At 64.8% G+C, this 21,079-nt stretch carries 19 protein-coding genes and 1 pseudogene; 5 read left to right on the forward strand and 15 right to left on the reverse strand.

Translation table 11 applies throughout. The annotated features are described in order from the left end of the window. Nucleotides 1-241: 241 nt before the first annotated feature. The 14 genes and pseudogenes from dhaK to NLY44_RS25450 form a co-directional block, all read right to left on the reverse strand. Complete coding sequence (gene dhaK / locus NLY44_RS25385; RefSeq protein WP_023668785.1) at nucleotides 242-1,228, reverse strand: dihydroxyacetone kinase subunit DhaK; 987 nt, start codon at nucleotides 1,226-1,228, stop codon at nucleotides 242-244. A 22-nt stretch (nucleotides 1,229-1,250) separates the two neighbouring features. Beyond that, nucleotides 1,251-1,676, reverse strand: a complete 426-nt coding sequence (locus tag NLY44_RS25390) for a hypothetical protein (RefSeq protein ID WP_023668784.1) — start codon at nucleotides 1,674-1,676, stop codon at nucleotides 1,251-1,253. 10 nt (nucleotides 1,677-1,686) lie between these two features. Continuing rightward, a complete protein-coding gene (gene ptsP / locus NLY44_RS25395) occupies nucleotides 1,687-3,273 on the reverse strand; it encodes a phosphoenolpyruvate--protein phosphotransferase (RefSeq protein WP_023806154.1) in 1,587 nt (528 codons plus the stop codon). Further along, on the reverse strand, nucleotides 3,257-3,559 hold the full coding sequence (locus NLY44_RS25400) for an HPr family phosphocarrier protein (protein WP_023684207.1): 303 nt from the start codon (nucleotides 3,557-3,559) through the stop codon (nucleotides 3,257-3,259). Before NLY44_RS25400 ends, ptsP begins: the two co-directional genes overlap by 17 nt. Nucleotides 3,560-3,580: 21 nt before the next feature. Beyond that, the gene (gene dhaM / locus NLY44_RS25405; protein ID WP_023725850.1) at nucleotides 3,581-3,970 is read right to left on the reverse strand and encodes a dihydroxyacetone kinase phosphoryl donor subunit DhaM; all 390 of its coding nucleotides are present in this window, start codon (nucleotides 3,968-3,970) and stop codon (nucleotides 3,581-3,583) included. Further along, nucleotides 3,967-4,569, reverse strand: a complete 603-nt coding sequence (gene dhaL, locus NLY44_RS25410; RefSeq protein ID WP_023806153.1) for a dihydroxyacetone kinase subunit DhaL — start codon at nucleotides 4,567-4,569, stop codon at nucleotides 3,967-3,969. Before dhaL ends, dhaM begins: the two co-directional genes overlap by 4 nt. A gap of 70 nt (nucleotides 4,570-4,639) precedes the next feature. Continuing rightward, nucleotides 4,640-6,283 carry a dihydroxyacetone kinase subunit DhaK gene (locus tag NLY44_RS25415; RefSeq protein WP_023806152.1) on the reverse strand — a complete coding sequence of 548 codons (1,644 nt, stop codon included), beginning with the start codon at nucleotides 6,281-6,283 and terminating at the stop codon, nucleotides 4,640-4,642. A gap of 64 nt (nucleotides 6,284-6,347) precedes the next feature. Continuing rightward, a complete protein-coding gene (locus NLY44_RS25420) occupies nucleotides 6,348-7,361 on the reverse strand; it encodes an ABC transporter ATP-binding protein (protein ID WP_023806151.1) in 1,014 nt (337 codons plus the stop codon). Next, nucleotides 7,354-8,466: an ABC transporter ATP-binding protein gene (locus NLY44_RS25425; RefSeq protein WP_023806150.1), complete on the reverse strand. Its 1,113-nt coding sequence runs from the start codon at nucleotides 8,464-8,466 to the stop codon at nucleotides 7,354-7,356. Before NLY44_RS25425 ends, NLY44_RS25420 begins: the two co-directional genes overlap by 8 nt. Before the next feature lie 2 nt (nucleotides 8,467-8,468). Further along, nucleotides 8,469-8,672 (reverse strand): hypothetical protein, encoded by a 204-nt coding sequence (locus NLY44_RS25430; protein WP_023694181.1) that lies wholly within the window; start codon nucleotides 8,670-8,672, stop codon nucleotides 8,469-8,471. Between the two features lie 212 nt (nucleotides 8,673-8,884). Further along, nucleotides 8,885-9,835 (reverse strand): carbohydrate ABC transporter permease, encoded by a 951-nt coding sequence (locus tag NLY44_RS25435; RefSeq protein ID WP_023694180.1) that lies wholly within the window; start codon nucleotides 9,833-9,835, stop codon nucleotides 8,885-8,887. Beyond that, entirely contained in the window at nucleotides 9,832-10,779 is a 948-nt protein-coding gene (locus NLY44_RS25440; protein ID WP_031198535.1) for a carbohydrate ABC transporter permease, read from the reverse strand. The genes NLY44_RS25435 and NLY44_RS25440 overlap by 4 nt, the downstream gene beginning before the upstream one ends. 228 nt (nucleotides 10,780-11,007) lie before the next feature. Beyond that, entirely contained in the window at nucleotides 11,008-12,339 is a 1,332-nt protein-coding gene (locus NLY44_RS25445) for an ABC transporter substrate-binding protein (protein WP_023684201.1), read from the reverse strand. Nucleotides 12,340-12,607: 268 nt separating this feature from the next. Continuing rightward, nucleotides 12,608-13,290, reverse strand: a pseudogene (locus NLY44_RS25450) (PIG-L deacetylase family protein). A gap of 26 nt (nucleotides 13,291-13,316) precedes the next feature. Here NLY44_RS25450 and NLY44_RS25455 point away from each other — a divergent pair. From NLY44_RS25455 to nhaA, 5 genes are all read left to right on the forward strand, one after another. After that, entirely contained in the window at nucleotides 13,317-14,207 is an 891-nt protein-coding gene (locus NLY44_RS25455; RefSeq protein ID WP_023694178.1) for a DMT family transporter, read from the forward strand. Nucleotides 14,208-14,248: 41 nt separating this feature from the next. After that, nucleotides 14,249-16,711, forward strand: a complete 2,463-nt coding sequence (gene hrpB / locus NLY44_RS25460) for an ATP-dependent helicase HrpB (protein ID WP_023806147.1) — start codon at nucleotides 14,249-14,251, stop codon at nucleotides 16,709-16,711. A 32-nt stretch (nucleotides 16,712-16,743) separates the two neighbouring features. Continuing rightward, nucleotides 16,744-18,069 carry an ActS/PrrB/RegB family redox-sensitive histidine kinase gene (locus tag NLY44_RS25465; RefSeq protein WP_023685147.1) on the forward strand — a complete coding sequence of 442 codons (1,326 nt, stop codon included), beginning with the start codon at nucleotides 16,744-16,746 and terminating at the stop codon, nucleotides 18,067-18,069. A gap of 86 nt (nucleotides 18,070-18,155) precedes the next feature. Then, the gene (locus NLY44_RS25470) at nucleotides 18,156-18,719 is read left to right on the forward strand and encodes an ActR/PrrA/RegA family redox response regulator transcription factor (protein ID WP_023672848.1); all 564 of its coding nucleotides are present in this window, start codon (nucleotides 18,156-18,158) and stop codon (nucleotides 18,717-18,719) included. A gap of 371 nt (nucleotides 18,720-19,090) precedes the next feature. Next, on the forward strand, nucleotides 19,091-20,278 hold the full coding sequence (gene nhaA, locus NLY44_RS25475; protein WP_023732524.1) for a Na+/H+ antiporter NhaA: 1,188 nt from the start codon (nucleotides 19,091-19,093) through the stop codon (nucleotides 20,276-20,278). Between the two features lie 53 nt (nucleotides 20,279-20,331). On the opposite strand, the gene NLY44_RS25480 is transcribed toward nhaA, so the two are convergent. Next, nucleotides 20,332-20,832 (reverse strand): MmcB family DNA repair protein, encoded by a 501-nt coding sequence (locus NLY44_RS25480; RefSeq protein WP_023806146.1) that lies wholly within the window; start codon nucleotides 20,830-20,832, stop codon nucleotides 20,332-20,334. Between the last annotated feature and the right edge of the window lie 247 nt (nucleotides 20,833-21,079).

Raw genomic sequence — 21,079 nt, forward strand, 5'->3', positions numbered from 1 at the left:
AAGCGCCCGTGCTGCGCAAGGCAGGAAAGTTGTCCAGCGTGGTGGCCGGGCCGTCGCTGCCGATACCGCGATAAGACTTCTACGGCTTCGGTTTGGATGAAGCCGGAGCGGTCGGCCGCAAGGCAAGCCGCGCTGCAGGCGGGCAATCTGTCGGCGTGACTGCGGGTAACGGTCCGTCCGGTCCCGCAGGCTAAGGCAAGTTCATAAGCCGCCTGTTCGGGATATGGGCAAGGCCCCTCCGTTACAGTCCCCAGCGCAGCGCGGCTGTGTGCACCGGCGCGTCCCACATTGACGTTGCCTCGTCATCCAGCATGGTCAGCGTGATCGAGCAGCCGGCCATGTCGAGCGATGTCACGTAGGACCCGACCAGCGAGCGGGTCACCGTCACGCCCTGTTTTTCGAAGATGTTTCGGGCGCTGTTGTACATCAGATAGAGCTCCATCAGCGGCGTGCCGCCAAAGCCGTTGATGAACAACAGTGCCGGGCCTTTCGCCCTGTCGCCGAGATCGCCCAGGATCGCGGCGCAAATCTCTTCGGCGATCGCATCGGCGCTTTTCAACGTGTCGCGACGCCGGCCGGGCTCGCCATGAATGCCGACGCCGAATTCCATCTCGCCATCACCAATCTCGAAGGTCGGCCTGCCGGCCGCCGGCACCGTGCAACTGGTCAGCGCCACGCCCATCGAACGCGTCGCGCTGTTGATGCGACCGCCGAGCGCCTTGAGATCCGCCAGCGCCATGCCTTGCTCGGCGGCGGCGCCGACGATCTTCTCCACCACCAGCGTGCCGGCGACGCCGCGCCGGCCGGTCGTAAAGGACGAATTCTCGACGGCGACGTCATCATTGATCACCACCTGCAGGACGCCGTCGGCCATTTCGCCGGCCATGTCGAAATTCATCACGTCGCCTTCATAGTTCTTGACGATGAACAGGCAGCCGGCGCCGGTATCGACGGCGGCGGCCGCCGCCAGTATCTGGTCCGGCGTTGGCGAGGTGAAGACCTGGCCGGGGCAGGCGGCGTCCAGCATGCCGTGACCGACAAAGCCGGCATGCAACGGCTCGTGGCCGGAACCGCCGCCCGAGATCAGCGCCACCTTCCCCGGCTTCATCACCTTGCGGCGAATGAATTTGTGCTCCTCGCCCAGCACCAGGATGTCGGCATGAGCTGCAACGAAGCCGTTGAGGCTTTCGGTCAGCACCGTGTCGACGGAATTCATAAACTTCTTCATGTGTCCTCCCGACACAACACGATCAGCCGCCACTCCTGCCGGTGATGCTGGTGATCTTCTGGATGAATTCGTTGATCGCCTTGTCGAGCGCTGCATTCTGCTTGTCGTCGCCGAAATCGGGCACGATCAGCGAGACATGCCGGGTCTTGCGCATGCCTGCCGCAACCGACATCTTGCCGGGATGCGCCAGATGATAGGCAGCCAGAAACTGATCGCGCTCGGCCGGACTGAAATGGCAGACCGAAAAAATAGCCGGCAGATGTTTTGACGGGATCGGGGTCGAATAGGCCGCGCTGGAAATCTGGGTGACGAAGCTGCGGTGCTTGCCAAGCGCGTCGGCAAGGCGTTGTCGCATACCCGACGGTCGCTGGTCGATGACCTGCGACAGGATCGTCTTGTAGGCGCGGATCGCCTCTTCCGAGCCGGCTTCTGGTGTCTTGTCGGCCATCTCAGTCATCCTAGACCGATGCATCCGAGATGGCCGCCTTGGCCATGGCGAGTTGGGCGGGAGCCACCGAGAGATCCCGCAGGCCGGCCTCGAGCAGTGCCGGGATCGATGCCGGATCGCCGCCGGCATCGCCGCACAGGCTGACTGGGATTTTCGCGCGCAGGCCAAAAGCGGCAACCGAGCCGATCAGCCGCAACACGGCGGGATGGCGGACAGAATTAAGAAGCGCCACGGCTGCGTTATCGCGGGCAGCCGCCATTACATATTGGGTCAGATCGTTCGAACCGATCGAGAAGAAGGCGACATCGGCGAACGCCTCCGGCGCGATCGCCACCGAAGGCACCTCGACCATGATGCCGAGCGGCGGCATTTTTTGCGCGATGCCGCGCGCGGCAAGCCCGGCCTGCTCCTCCACGAACAGAGCGGCGGCGCGTTGGTATTCCTCCGCGACGGCGATCATCGGAAACATCACCTTCAGATTGCCGTGCACCGCCGCGCGCAGCAGCGCCCGGATCTGTACGCGAAACACCTCCGGCCTTGCCAGCGACAGCCTGATGCCACGCAGCCCGAGGAACGGGTTGCTCTCCTCGACGGTGAAGCCCGGCACCGGCTTGTCGCCGCCGGCGTCGACGGTACGGATGGTCACCGGCTTGTCGCCTGCCCATTCCAGCACCTTGCGATAGGCCTGGTATTGCGTCTCCTCGTCCGGCGGCGCCTTGCCGAACAGGAATTCGGTGCGCATCAGCCCGACCCCGTCGCAGGTCGAAATGTCGATGCCGTCGACCTCGGACGGATCGGCGATGTTGACCTGCACGCGCACTGTCGTCCCGGCCCGGGTTACCGCCGGTTTCGCGAGATAGACTCCGGCCTTGTCTCGATGTGCCACAAACGAGGACGAGGACCGGTGGAACGCTTCGATCTCGGTCGTGGTCGGCGAAAGCACGATACCGCCATGCTCCGCATCGAGCAGAGCCAGACCGACGGGATTAGCCGGCGAAGCGCCAAGCCCCACCACCATCGGCACGCCGCGCGAGCGCGCCAGCATGGCGACGTGGCTGGCGGCGCTGCCGGCCCTCAGCGCGATGCCGCCGCCGGTGCTCCAGTCGGTCTCGAGAAAGCGCGTCGGCGCGATGTCCTCGCCATAGAGAATGGCGCCGGCTGGTGGAGCGCTCTCCTGCTCCTCAGTAAGGGCGCGCAGCACGCGGTCGCGGATATCGCTGATATCGGCGGCGCGAGCCCGGAAATAGTCCTGGTCTGACGTTTCGTAGCCGGAGATCTCGGCGTCCAGCGCCTGTCGCCAGGCCATGTCAGCCGGCATGCCGGACGCGATCGCGGCAAAAGCCGGGCCGGTCAGTGCCTCGTCCCCAAGCATGGCGAGCTGGAATTCGAGAATGCCGGCGGCCTCGTCATCGGCGGTTTCGATCAGGGTCGCGAGCCGGTCCGTCGCGCTGGCGATAGCTGCTTCCAATGCGGCCTTCTCGTCCGCGGCGCTCGCCTTGCCCGTGTAGTGCGCGGTGCCGTTGTCGAGGTTGAACAACGGCCCCTCGGCATAGCCGGCCGAGGCCGAAATGCCTTGCAGCCTAAGCGGTTCGGGCATGGCCCGCATCCTCGTCGAAACCGCGTCGCACCAGCTCGGCCAGCGCTCTCACGGCATCATCGGCGCCGTCGCCTGTGGCCCGGATGTGCAGCATGGTGCCTTTCGGCGCCCTGGCCGCCATCACCTTGACGATGCTCTTGGCGTCGAACCATGGGCCGTTGGCGGCAAGCGCAATCTCCACCTCGGCGGCAAAGCTCTTGGCAAGCTTGGTGAACTTCACCGAAGGGCGCGCGTGCAGACCTACCTCGTGGGTGATCAGGACGGTGGCCTCGGCAAATGCGGACATCAGGTCAAAATTCCCGTTCGCTCACGACGGCGACAATTCATGCGCCGTCGCCACCACTTCCTTCAGCGAGGCCCCGCCGGACGCCTCCGTCGCAGCCATCACCGCGCCTTCGACGATCGGCGCGTTGCAGACGATAATCCTGAGCGCCCGCGGCTCGCCGATCATTTCCACCGCCATTTCCGAATTGGTCTCGGCGCCGCCGAGATCGACCAGTATGGCGACGCCCGCCTCCGACCACGCCTTGTCGATGGCGCCCATGATCGCTTCGACGCTGGTGCCGAGCCCGCCATGGCCGTTTCCGCCGCACCATGCAAGCGGCACTTCGTCGCCCACCATCTGCCGCACCATGTCGGCCGTGCCTTCGGCAACCAGCGGCGAATGCGAGACGATGACGATGCCGACATTGCTCATGCTTGGCCCTCGACGGTTTCGGCGACGGTCCGCACCAGCAGCGCCACAGAGCGTCCGCCGGCATCCATATGACCGATTGAGCGGTCGCCGAGGAATGAGGCGCGACCGCGTGTTGCCTTCATCGGCACGGTCGCCTCGGCAGCCACGTCGGCGATATCTGCAATTTCCATGGCCGTCTTTCCTTCGACCAACGCGTCCTGCACAGGTTGCAGCACATCGAGCATGGTCTTTTGACCAACCTGGGATTTGCCTCTGGCGGCCACAGCTTCGATTGCCTTGCCGAAAGCAGCCGTCAGCTTGGGGCGATCCGGCTCTCCTGAAATCTCCTTGCCCAGCGCCAGGAACAATGTGCCGAACAGCGGCCCGGACGCGCCGCCGACCGTCATCACCAGCTTGGTGCCGATCGCCTTCAGCGCCTCGGGCAGCGGCTTTGCAGCGAACGCCCCGGCATCGGCGCGCACAGCCTCGAAGCCGCGCTTCATGTTCAGTCCATGGTCACCGTCGCCGATCGCCTGGTCGAGCGCGGTCAACTCTTCCGAGTGAGCGGCGATCGTGTCCGCGGCGGCGGTGATCAGCCTGGCAAGGTCGAACGCTGCCATGTCCAGATTCCCGGTTTCGATCCTGCCGGCAGTATCGAAAGAATTCTCATTCGACAATCGAAGCATGCCGTCAGGCCGCTGCATGCAGCGCGGCGGCGGCCGCGAACACTTCGGCCACGGCATGGGCGCCAGGGTCGGCCACGCCTTGCAATTTGGTGCCGACATAGGCGGAGCGGCCGGCCTTCGCCTTCTCCATGGCCGCGGTCGCCTCGGCGCCGTGCCTCGCCGCGGTCGCCGCGGCATCCAGCCCCTTGGCGTCGAGCGCCTTCAGCGCCGGCTCAAGGGCATCGACCATGGTGCGGTCGCCGACCCTGGCGCCGCCGTAGAAGGTCATCCGGTCAAGCCCGGCCAGCAGCGCCCTGGACAGGGTCGCACCAGTATTCGAAGCCTGCGCCGCCGCGGTGAAGAAGATCGACAGCAGCACGCCTGAGGAGCCGCCCATGGCCACGCCCAGAGCATCGCCCACCGCCGCAAGCGTGGCGGCGGGATCGGCAAGCGGAAGCGTGTCGAGCTTCTCCAGCACGCTGCGCGCGCCGGTCGCCACCGTCGAACCGGTATCGCCGTCGCCCGCCTTGGCGTCGAGCCCGTTCAGTGTCTCTTCGAGCTCGATCAGCCGTTCGCAGACCGTGACGATCAAACGCCTGGTACCGGGACCCTGACTGGCCTTTTGGGCTGCGCTGTTTCCAGCCGCTTTCGCCATAGGCACGATAGCCGGCGCGACGACGGTTTTGGCCGGCATCCAGGCATGTGGGCCGACAGGCGCCAGCAAGGCTGCCTCGCGCGCCGCATCGAGCTTGATCAGCGACAGCGAAAAGCCGTTCATGTTGAGCGCCGTCATCAGCGGTCCGGGGCCGATCGCAAGTTTGACGGTCTTGGCCAGCGGCGAGGCCAGCACGGCATTGGCGACCAGCGACATCTCAAGCGGCGGCACCGAGCCGAGATTGTTGATGAGCAACGCGTGGCTGGCGTTCGGGTCGAGCCGCGCGGCCAGCCGCTCCGCCATGATCGCCACAAGTCTGTCGGCGCTTTGCACCGCGATGCGCTCGACGCCCGGCTCGCCATGGATGCCGAGGCCGAGTTCGCCGTCATTTTCGCCGAACCGCTCTTCATGTGGCTGGCCGGGGATCGAGCAGGACGACAGCGACATGCCGAGCGAGACGATGTCCTTCGCCGCCGCGCGAGCGGCTGTAGCAACGGCTGCCAAGTCCTGACCGGTCTCCGACAAATGGCCGGCGATCTTGTGCACGAACAAGGTGCCGGCGACGCCGCGCGGCTGGTTGATACCCGGTAGGGCGATGTCGTCGGCAACGATCGCCATCTCGACGCGAAACCCCTCGGCGCGCGCCTTCTCGGCCGCCAGGCCGAAATTGAGCCGGTCGCCGGTGTAGTTCTTGACGATCAGCAGGCAGCCGGCGGGGCCGGTCACCGCGCGGATGGCCGCCAGCACCGCCTCGACGCTGGGCGAGGCAAAGATCTCGCCCGAAACCGCCGCCGTCAGCATGCCCTTGCCGACAAAGCCGGCATGGGACGGTTCGTGTCCGGCGCCGCCACCGGAGACGACGGCAACTTTCGCCTTGTCCCAGTCGGCGCGCAGCACGACCTTGATCTCGGGGTAACCGTCGAGGCGCGCGAGATCGCCGGAACCGATAGTCCGCAACAGCCCGTCCAGCGCCTCGGTGACGATCGTTTCCCTGCGGTTGAAAAAGTGCTTCATCGAATTCGTCCTGTATTCGTCAATCAGAAGCCGGTGCCGTGCCCTTGGCGAGACACCGAAAACCTCACATCAGTCTTTGTCCGTCGGCGCCGAAATAAAGTGGCGAGCGGTAGCGGATCACCACTTTGTCGCCCTCGGCCAGATCCGTATCGGGGTCGGTGAGCGTCACCAGTTTCTTCGGGCCGACCGTAACATGCAGATGGTTCTGGTCCCCGAGATGTTCGACCCAGTCGACGACGCCGTCGGCATGGCCGTTTGCGGTCTTCTCGATCGACAGATGCTCGGTGCGCGCGCCGATGGTCTTGGTTCCGGTCGGCGCCCCACCATCAGGCAGCAGTCCCGCTGGCAGCAGATTGATCGCCGGCTGGCCGAGCCGTGCGGCGACATGAAGGTTTGCCGGCTCGGAATAGATGGTGCGCGGCGTGCCGATCTGCACCAGCACGCCATTGTTGAGGATGCCGATGCGGTCCGCCATGGTCATCGCCTCGATCTGGTCGTGCGTGACATAGAGCATGGTGGCGCCGAGCTCGGCTTGGATGCGCTTGAGTTCGAGCCTGAGATCGGCGCGCAATTTGGCGTCGAGCGACGACAGCGGCTCGTCCATCAAATAGATCGACGGCTTGCGCACCAGCGCGCGCCCAATGGCGACGCGCTGCATTTCGCCACCCGAAAGCTTGGTCGAGCGGTTGGCGAGCTTGTGGTGGATGCGCACCATCTTTGCCACCTCTTCGACGCGGCGGCGAATCTGGTCCTCCGGTACTTTCCGCGCCGGCGAGCGCAGCGGGAAGGCGAGGTTGTCGTAGACTGACAGATGCGGGTAGAGCGAATATTGCTGGAAGACGAAAGCGGTGTCGCGCTCGGCCGGCGACAGCGTCGTCGCATCGTGGTCGCCAATATGGATCGTGCCGCCATCCGGCCGCTCCAGTCCGGCGATCAATCTCAGCGTCGTCGTCTTGCCTGCGCCGGTCGGGCCGAGCAGCACGACGAATTCGCCATCGGCGATGTTAAGGTCGAGGCCATCGACGGCGACATGGTCGCCGAAGCTTTTGGTCACGCCCTTGATGTGCACGTCAGCCATGCTGCGCTCTCCCTTGAGAGGCGGTATCGTGAACAGCGGTGCGCACGGCGCGGCCCGATCCCTTGTCGAAGAGTGACAGCCGCGCGCTGTTCAACATCAGGCCGACATGATCGCCTGTGGACAGCCGGATTTCAGCCGGCACCCGCGCCTTGATGATGCCGTCCGCCGTCTCCACCGCCACGATCTGCGTCGTGCCGAGATATTCGGTGCCGTAGATGGCGCCGCGCAGCTTTGAGGCGTCGTCGAAGCGAATGTGCTCGGGGCGGATGCCGAGCGCCATGTCGGCCGGCGCGATATCCTCGCGCACTTCCGGCACCGCCACCTTGGCGCCTTGCACTACGATCTCCTTCGCCCCCTTCGCCAATCCGCCGCCAAAGCCGAGAAAGTTCATTGGCGGCGAGCCAATGAAATCGGCGACGAACATGGTTGCCGGGCGGTCGTAGATCTCGCGCGGAGTGCCGAACTGTTCGATGACGCCATGGTTCATCACCGCGATCTTGTCGGCCATCGACATTGCTTCCATCTGGTCGTGGGTGACATAGACCGTGGTGGCGTGGATGCGGTTGTGCAGCTCGCGCAGCTCATGCACCATCAGATCGCGGAATTCGGTGTCGAGCGTGCCGAGCGGCTCGTCCATCAGAAAACACTTTGGCCGCCGCACGATGGCACGGCCGAGCGCGACCCGCTGGCGGTCGCCGCCGGCAAGCCCTGAGACCGATTTGTTGAGCAGGTGGTCGATGCGCAAAAGCTTGGCCGTCTCGTCGACGCGTTGGCGGATTTCGGCCGACGGCATTCCTTGCGCGAGAAGCGGGAAGCCGATGTTCTTGCGCACATTCATATGCGGATAGAGCGCGAACAGCTGGAAGACAAAGGCTATGTCGCGTTCCCGCGCCCGGCGCATGGAGACGTCCTCGCCGCCGAGCAGGATCTGGCCCCCGGTCGGCAATTCGAGGCCGGCGATCATGCGCAGCGTCGTCGTCTTGCCGCAGCCCGAGGGACCAAGCATCACGAAGAACTCGCCATCCTCGACGACAAAGCTGGAATCCTGCACCGCGACGAAATCGCCGAAGGCCTTTCTCAAATGTTGGACGCGGATTTCGGCCATGATTATTCCGGGAATTTCGAGACGATGATGAACATCACCGTGCCGGCGAGCATGGTGATGAAGGAATAGGTGTAGAGCGCCAGCGCGAAAGGCTGGAACAGCATCAGGAAGCCGACGGCGATGAGCGCCGTCGCAATGTTTTCCATGAGGCCGCGCCGGGCCCAGCGAGGCCAGGATGACTTTTTGGAGATGGCTGGGCGCGTCATGCGTAGCTGCCTTCCTTCTGCCCGGCAACGGGGCGAGACGGTTGCCAGGTGGTTCCCCCACTCCGTCGCTGCTTCGCAGCGCCACCTCTCCCCCTCCGGAGGGAGAGGAAGGCAGCCTGCCTGAATGAAGTTCGCGTCCTTCCTCTACCCCGTCGATCGGGGAGAGGTGTCGAGCGAAGCTCGACGGAGTGGGGGTCGACTTGACACACCAATCATTTGCGTACCGCGCCGAAGGTGATGCCGCGCAGCAATTGTTTGCGAAGCAGGATGGTGAAGACCAGGATCGGCACCAGGAAGATCGTCGTGCCGGCCGCCACCGCCGGCCAGTCCTGGCCGCCTTCGCCGATGATAGTCGGGATGAAGGGCGGTGCGGTTTGCGCCGTGCCGGAGGTGAGTAGTGCCGCGAAGGCATATTCGTTCCAGGCGAAGATCAGGCAGAAGATGGCGGTCGCGGCGATGCCGGTGGTGGCTTGCGGCAGCACGGTGCGCCAGAAGGCCTGCAGCCTGGTGTAGCCGTCAATCATCGCCGCTTCCTCATACTCGCGCGGGATCTCGTCGATGAAGCCTTTCAGCAGCCACACCGCCAGCGACACGTTTACCGCCGTGTAGAGCAGGATCATGCCCAGCGCGGTGTCGGACAGGCCGAGCTCGCGGTACATCAGGTAGATGGGAATCGCGACCGCGATCGGCGGCATGAAGCGCGTCGACAGGATGAAGAACAGAAGGTCATCGGCCAGCGGCACCTTGAAGCGCGAGAAACCATAGGCAGACAGCGTGCCGAGGAAGACCGCGCAGAAGGTCGAGCCGAAGGCGATTATCAGCGAATTGACGAAGCGCGGCAGGAAATTGGACGGGCCGGCTATCACCATGTTGCGCTTGCGCGAGGTCTCGTCGCAGAAACCGGTCGCGGGTCCGAGCGAGTTGATGTAGTCGGGCGTTTGCCTGGTGCGCGTCGTGAACAGGTTGCAATAGCCCTCGATGCTCGGCTGGAACAGAATCTTGGGCGGATAGGCGATCGAATCCGGCGGCGTCTTGAAGCTGGTGGCGAAGATCCACAGCAGCGGCACGATCGAGATCAGCGCGTAGAGCACGATGATCGTGCCGGCGATCCGCTTCGAATTGGCCGAGGGGGCGACGACGGAGTGGGCGGTGGTCAGGCTCATCTCTGCTTCACCTTGTTCAGCGCCTTGACGTAGATGTTGGCCAGCCCAAACACCGCGACGAACAGGATGATGGCGAAGGCCGAGGAATATCCGGTGCGCCAGCTCTCGAAGGCCTGCCGCTTCAGCGTGATCGAGGCGACCTCGGTGGTCGAGCCCGGCCCGCCACCGGTCAGCAGGTTGACCATGTCGAACATCTTGAAGTTCTCGATGCCGCGAAACAGCACCGCCAGCATGATGAAGGGCAGCGCCATGGGCAGCGTGATCGACCAGAACTGCCGCCAGTTGGACGCGCGGTCGACCTCGGCGGCTTCATAGATGTATTCGGGGATGGAGCGCAGGCCGGCGAGACAGATCAGCATGACATAGGGCGTCCACATCCAGGTGTCGACGATGATGATCGACCACGGCGCCAGCGACACGTTGGACAGCATCTGGATGTCGGTCGGTGGTATCCGGGTGACGAACGAGATGGCGTAGGCGAACAGGCCGATCTGCGGCTCGTAGAGGAAACGCCAGAAATTGCCGACCACCGCCGGCGACAGCATCATCGGCACCAGGATGATGGTCGTCCAGAAGGCGTGGCCGCGAAACTTCCTGTCGATCAGCCATGCCAGCGTGAAACCGATCAGCGTCTGCAGCAGGATCGTCCAGAACACGAAATGCGCCGTCGTCTGCATGGCGATCCAGATGTCCTGGTCGCCGAGGATGCGCTGGTAATTGGCGAAGCCGAGGTTCTTCACCACCTCGTTCGGGCGGTTCGCCCGGAAGTTGGTGAAGGACAGGTAGATCGCCCAGAACAGCGGGAAGATGTTGATGGCCAAGAGCAACAGGATCGTCGGCGAGATGAACAGCCAGGCGAGGCCCTTGTCGCTGATGCCCCGGACCTTGCGGGCCAACGGCTCCGGGGTCGCCCGGGCAACGTTCTCCGCAGTCCGATTGAGCATGGTGAGTCCTGCTTCGGTCACGTCAAGTCTCGACACTGGAATTTATCTGAACTGCGTCCCGTGCCAAGGGCGGCACGGGACCAAGAGCATGAAGCCGAAAAGTGTGAAGCGGTTTTCGGACGACATCATGCTCTCTCTCTTTTTAGCCCGAGGCGGATGATTTCTGGTCGATTCGGCCTGAAAATCATCCGCCTCTGGGGTCAGGCTCGGGAGGAGCCGTTGGTCCGGTTACATCTTGCCGTCGTCCTGGAACACTTGCGTCCAGTCCTTGACCAGGCCGTCAAGCGCGTCCTTGGCCGAACCCTGGCCGGCAACGACATAGTCGTGGAAGCGCTTCTGCGACGCCTGCAGCAGCGGTGCGTAGCTCGGCTCGGCCCAGAAGTCCTTCACGATCGCCATCGAGTCGAGGAAGGTCTGCGCATAAGGCTGGCTGGACGGGAAGGCCGGGTCCTTGACCACCGCGTTCAGGCAGGAATAGCCGCCGAGCGACCACCATTTGGCCTGCACATCCTTGTTGGCGAACCACTTGATGTATTTCAGCGCCGATTCCTGCTTGTCTGAATAGGACACCACCGAAATGCCCTGGCCGCCAAGCTGCGCGAACTGGGCGCCGCCGGGACCCTTCGGATTGACGAAGTAGCCGATCTTGTCGCCGCCGACATTCTCGTCCTTCTGCAGGCCGGGCCAGGTGAAGGCGAAGTTCATGTGCATGGCCACCTGACCGGATTTGAAGGCGTCGACGCCTTCGCCCATATAGCTGTTCGAGGCACCCGGAGGCGTGCAGCAATCGTAGAGCGACTTGTAGAACTCCAGGCCTTTGACCGCGTCTGGCGAATTGACGAAGCCTTCCATCTCGTAGGGCTTCTTGGGGTTTTCATACTGGAAGCCGTAGCTGTAGAGCACGTCCATGGCGCCCATGGTGATGCCTTCCGAGCCACGCTCGGTGTAGATCGAAGCGCCATAGACGGTCTTGCCGTCGATCTCGCGCTTCTGGAAGAACTCGGCGACCTGCTTCAGCTGGTCGAAGGTGGTCGGTGGGCCGAGGTCCCAACCATACTTTTCCTTGAATTCCTTCTGCAGTTCCGGCTTGGAGAACCAGTCCTTGCGGTAGGTCCAGCCGACGACGTCGCCCATGGCCGGCAGCGCCCAGTAGTTCGGCGTGTTCTTCGGCCATTCGGAATAGCCGACGACTGTTGCCGGCACGAAGTCGTCCATGCTGATCTTCTCCTTGTCGAAGAAGTCGTTCAGCTTGACGTAGTGGCCGTTCTCGGCCGAGCCGCCGATCCACTGGCTGTCGCCGATGATCAGGTCGCACAGTTTGCCGTGCGAGTTGAGCTCGTTGAGGAAGCGGTCGGCATAGTTGGTCCACGGCACGAATTCGAATTTCATGCCGATGCCGGTTTCCTTGGTAAAATCCTTGGACAGTTCGACCAGCGCGTTTGCCGGATCCCAGGCGGCCCAGCAAAGCGTCAGGTCTTCAGCGTGCGCGGCGTTCGAGACGGCTGTCGACGCGGTAATCGCCGAGGCCAGCCCCAACGCCAGTTTCAAGCTCGATTTCATGCCTTCCTCCCATTTGCGAAACGCGCCCGGATGGCCGTTTCAAGAACCCCTCAACCCTCGCTCCTCCGAGGGGCTAAACACGGCGCGCTATGCGTTGCCAGGGCGGCGCGGTGCGCCGCAGATGTTTAGTAATTTGTTTAGTGATGCAATTTTTACTAAACAAGGCAAGCGAATTCGTCGCTGCGCCGCAACATGGCGAAACGGCGATTGAAATCGTTGGGAAATGATTGCCGGACGGCTCGCCCGGAAGTTGCTTAGCCGGGGCCGCCTATAATTTCGTCTGCGGCATCACCGGCCGAAGGGGGGGCGCGGGCGGCAGCAGCGCGCGGATGTCGGCGAAGGGAAATGTCGGCTCGAATCGGAAGGCCTCGGCCAGGGAGCCGGGAATGCTGTTGCATTGCCCGGCGCGAAACTCATTCTGGACGCGCGCTCTGTCGACATATTGCTCCGGCCACTGCGACTGGTGCGCTCGGATCGCCTGCGTCTTGATATCGCCGTAGGCGGAAATGTCGACGTAATGCGTCGGCGCAAAGCCGGTGCCGCCCATCGTGTCGGCATGCAGCACGGGGACGCCGAACGAGGCCGCGATGCGCACGCCGTCCGACAAAGCACGATGGTCGGCGTGATAGTCGTTGGGGGCATGCGTGATAACCAGATCCGCCGCGGTCTCGCGTATCAGCGCTTTCAGCGAAGCGATCAGTGCCGCATCAGCCACCAGTTCGCCGTCGGGAAAGTCGAGAAAGCGAAGGGTTGCGCCGAGCAGCGCCGCAGCGGCCGCCGCCTCGTCGCGGCGGACACGAGCCAAAACGCTCGGGTCGCCCATGCCGCCCTGGCGCCATCCGTGGCCACGGCAAAAGTCAGTTCTGCGCCTTGCGTGGCATAGGCAGCCAGCGTACCGAACATGAATATCTCGATGTCGTCGGGATGCGCGCCGAGCGCCAATACCTTCACTGCACTCTCCCCGGAAATGGAAAAACGTGACGAACGGAATCCTGCTCGCCCTCATCGCCTATGCAAGCTATTCGTGCAGCGATGCCGTTATCAAGAGCCTTGGCGGACAGTTCACCGTCTTCGAGATCGGCTTCTTCATCACGCTGTTTGCCGGCTGCTTCCTGTTTTTCAGCCGCCCAGTCGATGAGCGCTGGCGCGACTTCTGGCGCACCGGGCGGCCATGGGCGGTGCAGGCCCGCGCCTGGGCCGGCATCGCCTCGGGCGTGCTCAGCGTCTACGCCTTCACCACCATTCCGCTGGCCGAGACCTATGCACTGATCTTCCTGGCGCCGCTTTGCGTTACCATTCTCTCGACCGTCATCCTGAAAGAAAAGGTCGGTCCATGGCGCTGGCTAGCGGTGGTTGCCGGCTTTGCAGGTGTCATGCTGGTGGTAAGGCCAGGTTTTCGCGAGTTGCATCTCGGACACCTTGCCGCCTTCACGGTGGCCTTCCTTGCCGCGGCCAGCGTCATCCTGATGCGGTCGCTCGCCCAGCAGGAAAAGCGCACCACCATGCTCGGCGTGCTCATCGGTTACGGGCTGCTGTTCAACGGGGCCGGCACCATCGCCACATCGTTCACCCTCCCCAACGCCATGCAGCTGCTGTGGCTGGTGCTGGGCGGCGCCTTTACCGCCGGCGGCCAATTGCTGCAGCTGCTGGCCGCCAAATACGCACCGGCCAACCGCATCGCGCCGACGCATTATTCGCAGATCGTCTGGGCGGTGATCCTCGGCGCGTTGTTCTTCCAGGAGTATCCGGACTGGATATCGCTGGTCGGCTTGGCCGTCGTTGGCGCGTCTGGCCTGCTCACCATGGTGCGCGAGGAGGTCCGGCTGGGCACGGTGCGCTGGAACCCGTTTGCGCGCACGAGGCTTTGATCCGGTTGCATGGCCATAGTGACCGCTGATATGCGGACGCAATGACGACGAGATCCTTGCCGGAGCTTCCGGTATCCGCCGTGCTGCCGGCCCTGAGCGAGGCGCTCGGCTCCGGCAACAGCGCCGTCCTGGTGGCGCCGCCCGGCGCCGGCAAGACGACGCTGGTGCCGCTGGCGCTGCTCGATGCGCCCTGGCTGGTCGCCGGCAAGATCGTCCTGCTCGAACCGCGCCGCCTCGCCGCCCGCGCCGCCGCCCGCCGCATGGCCGAATTGCTTGATGAAGAGCCCGGCGCCACTGTCGGCTATGCCATGCGCATGGAAAACCGCACATCGGCCCGGACAAAAATCCTGGTCGTCACCGAAGGCGTCCTGGCGCGCATGATCCTAGACGATCCCGAGCTGCCCGGCGTCTCGGCGGTGATTTTCGACGAATTCCACGAGCGCTCGCTCGACGGCGATTTCGGCCTGGCGCTGGCGCTCGACGTGCAGGGCGCGCTGCGGCCGGATTTGCGGCTGCTGGTGATGTCGGCAACGCTCGATGGCGCGCGCGTCGCGAAACTCCTGTCCGGCGCGCCAGTGATCGAAAGTCAAGGCCGCGCCTTTCCCGTCGACATCCGTTACGACGAACGGCCGGCCGGCGTTCCCGTCGAAGACGCCATGGCCAAGGCTATCCGCTCCACCCTTGCCGAGGAGAGCGGCAGCGTGCTCGCCTTCCTGCCGGGACAGCGCGAGATCGAGCGCACCGCCGAGCGGCTGCAGGGCCGGCTCGGCGCCGACACCGACATCGTGCCGCTCTACGGCCAGCTCGACAACAGGGCGCAGGATGCCGCCATCAAACCGGCGCCGCCCGGCCGCCGCAAGGTGGTGCTGGCGACGTCGATCGCCGAGACCTCGATCACCATCGACGGCGTGCGCGTCGTCATCGATTCCGGCCTGTCGCGGCTGCCACGATACGAACCGGCGAGCGGCCTGACGCGGCTGGAGACGGTGCGTGTCTCCAGGGCGTCCGCCGACCAGCGCGCCGGCCGCGCCGGGCGTACACAGCCAGGCGTCGCCATCCGCCTGTGGCGGGCCGAGCAGACGGCGGCCCTTCCCGCCTTCACCCCACCCGAGATTCTGGAAGCCGACCTGTCCGGCCTACTGCTCGATTGCGCCGCCTTCGGCGTCGCCGATCCCGCAAGCCTGTCCTTCCTCGATCCGCCGCCCATTCCCGCGCTCAACGAGGCGCGGGCCCTGCTCCTGGCGCTGCACGCCATCGATGCGGCTGGCCGGCTGACGGAGGCGGGCGGCGCGATGCGCAAGCTGGCCCTGCCCGTGCGGCTCGCACACATGGTCGCTGAAGCCGCTGGCGGCGGCCACGCGCTCGAAGCTGCGATGCTAGCCGTCCTGCTCACCGAGCGTGGCCTTGGCGGCGACGGCGCCGACCTCGAACGGCGCCTGATGCGCTTCCGCACGGAAAAGTCACCGCGCGCCGTTGCGGCAAGGCAGCTTGCCGGGCGATTGGCGAAGCAGGCGGGCGGCGCCAAGAGCAGCGAAGCCGCTTCTGCCGGTCTTCTCCTCATCCACGCCTGGCCGGACCGTGTCGCCAGAGCGCGCGGCGAGCGCGGGCGTTTCGTGCTCGCCAACGGCTCCGGCGCCATGCTCGATGCCGCCGATCCGCTGGCCGGCGAGACCTGGCTGGTCATCGCCGATCTGCAAGGCAAGGCGCAAAACGCCCGTATAACCGCCGCGGCCGCGGTCCACGAGACCGACATCCGTGCCGCTCTCGCCGACAGGATCGAGACGCGCCGCGAGACAAGCTTCGACCGCGAGCGGCGCGCGGTGCGCGTGCGCGAGACCGCCAGGCTCGGCGCCATCACTTTGTCGGAGCGCATGCTGCCCGCACCAACTGGAACAGACGCCGACCGCGCCATCCTGGATGCCTTGCGCGAGCACGGCCTGTCGCTGCTGGAATGGAGCAAGGACGGCGAGACGCTGCGCCAACGGCTTGGCTGGCTGCATCGCGGCCTAGGCGCGCCTTGGCCCGATGTTTCGGAAGCCGCCCTGCTCGAACGCCTCGACGACTGGCTGCTGCCGTTCCTGTCGGGCAAGGCGTCCTTCGCCGCCATCGATCCCGGCACGCTGTCGTCGGGCCTGATGGCGCTGGTGCCGCATGATTTGCAGCGCAAGATCGGCACACTGGCGCCGACCCATTTCGACGCGCCGTCCGGCAGCGATGTGCCGATCCGCTATGACGGCGAATGGCCGGTGCTGGCGATCCGCGTGCAGGAGCTGTTCGGCCTTGACCGCCATCCAGCAATCGCCAACGGCACCGTGCCGCTGACGCTCGAGCTGTTGTCGCCGGCGCACCGGCCGATCCAGACGACGCGCGACCTGCCCGGCTTCTGGCGCGGCTCCTGGGCCGATGTGCGCACCGACATGCGCGGCCGCTATCCCCGCCATGTCTGGCCGGAAAATCCGCTGCTCGCTGCGGCCACCGCCCGCGCCAAACCGCGAGGGACCTAGCGCTCGTCCTTTCCCGGCTATAATCCTTGGCCATGATCAACATCCTGCACGCGCCAGACTTCCAGCAAAGCCAGCGGCTGCGCCTCAACACGCTGATCCGGCTGCGCTGGCTGGCCATTGTCGGCCAGAGCCTGACGGTGCTGGTCGTCGCCTATGGGCTCAAATTCCCGCTGCCGGTCAGCCTCTGCTTCGCGCTGGTCGCCTGCTCGGCCTGGCTCAACCTGGTGCTGACCTTCCGCTATCCGGCAGCGCACCGGCTGACCCCGTTCTCAGCCTTTTTCATCCTGACCTTCGACAGCCTGCAGCTTGCCGGCCTGCTCTATTTGACCGGCGGCCTCACCAACCCGTTCTCGGTGCTGATGACCGTGCCCGTCGTCATCTCGGCGGCGTCGCTGCCGCTCCGGCTGACTGCGGTGCTCGGCGCGCTGGTCATGGCGGCGGCCACGTTGCTGGTCTTCTTCCACCAGCCGCTGCCATGGTATGAGGGCGCGCCGCTGCCCATGCCGTTCATCTATGTCGCCGGGATATGGATGGCGGTGTTTTCCTCGATCGCCTTCACCGCCATCTATGCCTTCCGCGTCGCCGAGGAAGCTCGCCTGCTCGCCAATGCGCTTGCCGCCACCGAACTGGTGTTGCAGCGCGAGCAGCATCTGTCGGCGCTCGATGGCCTCGCCGCCGCCGCCGCGCACGAACTCGGCACGCCGCTCGCCACCATCGCCCTTGTCTCCAAGGAAATGGAGAAGGCGCTGGGTAACGATCCGAAATATGGTGAGGATGTGAAGCTGTTGCGGTCGCAGAGCGAGCGCTGCCGCGAGATCCTGAAGCGGCTGACCAGCCTGTCCTCCGAGGGCGAGGCGCATCTGTCGCGTCTGCCGCTGACCTCGCTGGTCGAGGAGGTGACGGCGCCGCACCGCGATTTCGGCATCTCGATCAAGCTTCGGCCGGGCGAGCGCGTCGGCCCCGAACCGGTGGGACGGCGCAACCCCGGCGTCATCTACGGCCTCGGCAATCTGGTCGAGAACGCCGTCGACTTCGCCCGCAAGACCGTCACCGTGCGCTGGAGCTGGGACGAGCTCGACGTCACCTTCTCGATCATCGACGACGGGCCGGGCTTTCCGCCCGAAATCATCGATCGCATCGGCGAGCCCTATATGTCGACACGCCAGGGCAACGAGGCCGGCGGTGGCCTGGGTCTCGGGCTGTTCATCGCCAAGACCTTGCTCGAACGCTCCGGCGCCACGCTCGATTTCCGCAATTCGAGCGGACTGGGCGAAGGCGCGATCGTGCAGATATCGTGGCCGCGCACGGTCTTCCTCAACCCGGAATCGGTGGGGATCTCGATGTTCGACACCGCGTAAAAGCCTTGGCGGAGGCGGCAAAATTGGACAATGGCGTTCAGGAACTATATCTGCGTAAAATTAAGGCAGCAGGATTTTTTGAGATAATGACTGGCGAAGAAGCAATTGGCGCAATGGTCGAAGGCGAGGACACCTCGCTGCTCATCGTCGACGACGACAAGCCGTTCCTGACGCGGCTGGCCCGCGCCATGGAAACCAGGGGTTTCGTGGTCGAGACGGCCGAGAGCGTCGAGGAGGCAGTGGCCAAGGCGCGCGCCCACCCGCCGGCCTATGCGGTGGTCGACATGCGGCTTGGCGACGGCAACGGCCTCGACGTCGTCGCCGCCATCCGCGAGAAGCGCGACGATGCCCGCACCGTCATCCTCACCGGCTACGGCAACATTGCCACCGCGGTGACCGCGGTGAAGCTCGGCGCCATCGACTATCTGTCGAAGCCGGCTGACGCCGACGACGTGTTTGCAGCGCTCACCCGCACCGCCGGCGAGCGCGCCGCCCCCCCGGAAAATCCGATGTCGGCCGACCGCGTGCGCTGGGAACACATCCAGCGCGTCTACGAAATGTGCGACCGCAACGTGTCGGAAACCGCGCGCCGGCTCAACATGCATCGCCGCACGCTGCAGCGCATACTCGCCAAGCGCGCACCACGCTGAGGTTCACGCGCCGGTGGCGCCGGCGGCCAATTGCCGAACCTCAGCGCTGCCCCTCACCTGCCTGCCGGCATCCTCTCCCCGTATAGAGACGGGGGAGAGGGGCGCTCTCATCGCCGGTTTCGCCAATCGCCGGCGTTGCAGGAGACGACGGCGAGGCTGAAGCTGCCTCTTTCTCCCCGTCGCTATGTGGGGAGTTGAGGAATGGTCCGCGAAGCGGACGAAAAGCCAACTGCTTGGCTTTTCGAATGACGAACGTCCGGCAGGACAATGAGGGGCGGCGCCAACGCTGGAAACAGTTGCGCTTGCCGTGCCATCGACCTTTGCCCATCATCGGCAATAACGCCGCCGGAAAACCCGGCAACGGAGCACAGATGCGCGACAAGCAGCCGAAATCCATCCTTCGCGAATTCCTCGATGGCGAGGCGGCGGGCGGCATCATCCTGATGGTTGCGGCAGCCCTTGCGCTGATCGTCGCCAATTCACCATTGGCCGAAACCTATTTCGCCGCTCTCCACGCCTATCTCGGCCCGCTCAGCGTGTCGCACTGGATCAATGATGGGCTGATGGCGGTGTTCTTCCTGCTGGTCGGCCTCGAGATCAAGCGCGAGATGCTCGACGGTCAGCTCTCGACCTGGCCGCGCCGCGTGCTGCCGGGCGTCGCCGCCGCCGGCGGCATGCTGGTTCCCGCGCTGGTCTATGTCGCCATCAACCGCAACAACGCCGCCGCGCTCTCCGGCTGGGCGATCCCGACCGCCACCGATATCGCCTTTGCGCTCGGCGTACTGTCGCTGCTCGGCAACCGCGTGCCGGCGTCGCTCAAGATATTTCTCACCGCGCTCGCCATCATCGACGATCTCGGCGCCGTCATCATCATCGCCATCTTCTACACAAGCGGCCTGTCGCTGGCCTATCTCGGTGCGGCCTTCGCCGTCATCGCGGTGCTCATCGTGCTCAACCGCATGCGGGTGACGAGGCTGACGCCTTACCTCGTGCTCGGCGCCGTGCTGTGGGTGCTCGTGCTGAAATCGGGTGTGCATGCGACGCTGGCCGGCGTGGCGCTGGCGCTCACCATTCCGCTGAAAACTTCTCCCGGCAGCGGGCACGATCTCGACCATTCGCCGCTGCACCGGTTGGAGCACGGCCTGCACAAGATCGTGCCGTTCTTCGTCATCCCGATTTTCGGCTTTGCCAATGCCGGCGTGTCGCTGGCCGGCCTCAGCGCCTCTGCCCTGGTCGAGCCGCTGACGCTCGGCGTTGCCGCCGGCCTGGTGCTGGGCAAGCTGGCCGGCGTCTTCGGCTCCTCGGCGCTGGCGATCCGGCTCGGCTTCGCCGACCTGCCGGTCAATGCCGGCTGGCTGCACATGATCGGCATTTCGCTGCTCTGCGGCATCGGCTTCACCATGAGCCTGTTCATCGGCCTGCTCGCCTTCGCCAACGACATGGCGCTGCAGGACGCCGTCAAGGTCGGCATCCTGGCGGGGTCCTTCGTTGCAGCGCTGCTGGGTGCCGCCGTGCTCCTGATGGCGCCGGCGGCAGGGGTGGAGGAGGTGGTGGAGTAGGTGTTCTTGGGTTCCTCGCCCCCGCAAAGCGGGGCGAGGAACTTGAGCTTCGTCTACTCGCTCTCTCCCGCCAGCGCCGGCACCGCCACACCCGCCAGTTCCGCCGCCAGCAGCCGCGCCGCACCCGCCCGTGCGATGCGCAGCATCAGCGCCTTGCGCGTTGCCGCCGCCATCCGGTGCTCGGGCGCATCGCGCAGAATCTCGGCGCCGTAGCCGTCGGAGAGGATGAAGCCGCATTCCTCCGGAAAAATATCCGAGGGCACGCCGGGATGCGTGGCGAAGAAGAAGCGGTCGGAGTGCAGCCGGTAATCAGGCCATTTGCGGTCGACGCGAAAATCCTCGATCGAGGATTTGATCTCGATGATCCAGATGTCGCCCTGCCTGGTCAGCGCCACAAGGTCGGCGCGCCGCCCGGTGGCCAGCGACAGTTCGGGCAGCACATGCATGCCCATTTGCATCAACAGCCGCTGCACGCCACGCCGCACCAGCATGGCGCGTTCCGACTGGCGGCCATCGATCAGGGGATTGAGGAGAATCGGCGAAATGATCGGCATGGCACCCACCATGCCAGATTTTGTTCACGGTTTGAACCCATGTTGGGCAAAATCCGATTGACAAATTCGGCCGGATAGGAATATAATCCTGCTACGGTTGATGATCCGAGAGGCATGTCACGTCATGGGCCAGGCGCTACGGGAAGTACTGCGGACAATACTGCGTTGGATCGAATCTCTGATCGGTGTCATCTCCGCGTTTGTGAGAAGCGGGATGGCCGAAAAGGTCCTGAAGTCTCGGATGAGC

This window comes from Mesorhizobium sp. C089B (genome assembly GCF_030323125.1).
Taxonomy (GTDB): Bacteria; Pseudomonadota; Alphaproteobacteria; order Rhizobiales; family Rhizobiaceae; genus Mesorhizobium.